This is a genomic window from Mesorhizobium sp. M7A.F.Ca.CA.003.01.2.1 (assembly GCF_003998945.1).
Classification (GTDB): domain Bacteria; phylum Pseudomonadota; class Alphaproteobacteria; order Rhizobiales; family Rhizobiaceae; genus Mesorhizobium; species Mesorhizobium ciceri.
Genome location: NZ_RZRA01001251.1, coordinates 1 through 1,238 on the forward strand (window position 1 = coordinate 1; position 1,238 = coordinate 1,238).

3 protein-coding genes are annotated in these 1,238 nt (G+C 61.1%); all 3 read left to right on the top strand.

Annotation, left to right across the window (positions count from 1 at the left end; translation table 11 throughout):
* On the top strand, window positions 1–369 hold a 369-nt coding region (locus EN969_RS31690), incomplete at its 5' end, for a glutathione binding-like protein (RefSeq protein ID WP_206525286.1).
* A 2-nt stretch (window positions 370–371) separates the two neighbouring features.
* Window positions 372–989, top strand: coding sequence for a uracil-DNA glycosylase family protein (locus tag EN969_RS31695; protein ID WP_024503311.1), 618 nt, complete (start codon window positions 372–374; stop codon window positions 987–989).
* 108 nt (window positions 990–1,097) lie between these two features.
* Window positions 1,098–1,238: AsnC family transcriptional regulator (locus tag EN969_RS31700; RefSeq protein ID WP_127419764.1), on the top strand; the 141-nt coding region annotated here is incomplete at its 3' end.

Below are 1,238 nucleotides of genomic sequence, written 5' to 3' on the forward strand. Positions count from 1 at the left end.
CTGTTCGGGCGTGGCGCACTCGGCAAGGCGCAGGTCGAGATGTGGCAGAGGCGGATGGAATTCAATTTGCTCAGCTGCGTCACGCAGGCCTTCCGGCACATCCATCCGGCCATGAAGGAATGGGAAATCCCGCAGGTCCCTGAATGGGGTGAGGCCAACAAGCCGAAGGCCGTGGCGTTCCTCAGGCTGCTGGACGGCGAACTGGGCAGCCGGGAGTTCATCGCCGGTGACAGCTATTCGATCGCCGACATCACCGGCCTGATCGCTGTCGACTTCATGAAGCCGGCACGCATCAAGGTACCGGATGAGTGCGCGAATGTGTTGCGCTGGCATCAAGCCGTTTCCAGCCGGCCGAGCGCATCAGCCTGAGAATGACTGCCGAACTCGAAAACCTCGTCGCCAGGGTCCGCGCCTGCCGCATCTGCGTGGAAAATCCGGCCGGCAAGCCGTTGCCGCATGAGCCGCGACCAGTGCTGCGCCCATCATCCACCGCCCGGATCCTGATCGCCAGCCAGGCGCCCGGCACCAAGGTGCATCTGTCGGGCATGCCGTTCACCGACGCTTCCGGCGACCGCCTGCGCAGCTGGCTTGGCGTGACGAGCGACGAATTCTACGACATCGAAAAATTCGCAATCGTCCCGATGGGCTTCTGCTTTCCCGGCCAGGATGCCAAGGGGGGAGATCTGCCGCCGAGGCGCGAATGCGCGGCGGCCTGGCGCGCACCTTTGATGGCCTCTATGCCACGGATCGATCTGGTGCTGACGATCGGTATCTACGCGCAGTCCTGGCACATGGGTGCGGCGCGCCGGCCCTCACTGACGGAAACGGTCATGGACTGGCGCTCCATCTGGGAGAATTCCATCGGTCCGAAAGTGCTGCCGCTGCCGCATCCCTCGTGGCGCAACACGGGCTGGCTGAAGAAGAATCCGTGGTTTGAAATGGATTTGCTGCCTTTTCTGCGTTCGGAAATCCGCTATCGCCTCGGCTGACCTTTCAGCAAGAAATCACTCGCTTTTTGCCCGATCAGCAGAATTTCTTTCTTGTGAAAGGCCTGGATAAGGCAGAGTATAGGCATTCTATTCCCTTGGGAGCACGATATGGATCGCCTCGATAGAAAAATTCTCCGCCTCTTGCAGGAGGACGCGACACTCGCGGTCGCCGATGTCGCCAAGAAAGTCGGGCTGTCGACGACGCCTTGCTGGAGACGCATCCAGAAGCTCGAGGAAGAGGGCGTCATC

Coding starts and splice junctions, on each gene's coding strand:
- EN969_RS31695 (WP_024503311.1), top strand. CDS start 372: ATGACTGCCGAACTCGAAAACCTCGTCGCCAGGGTCCGCGCCTGCCGC.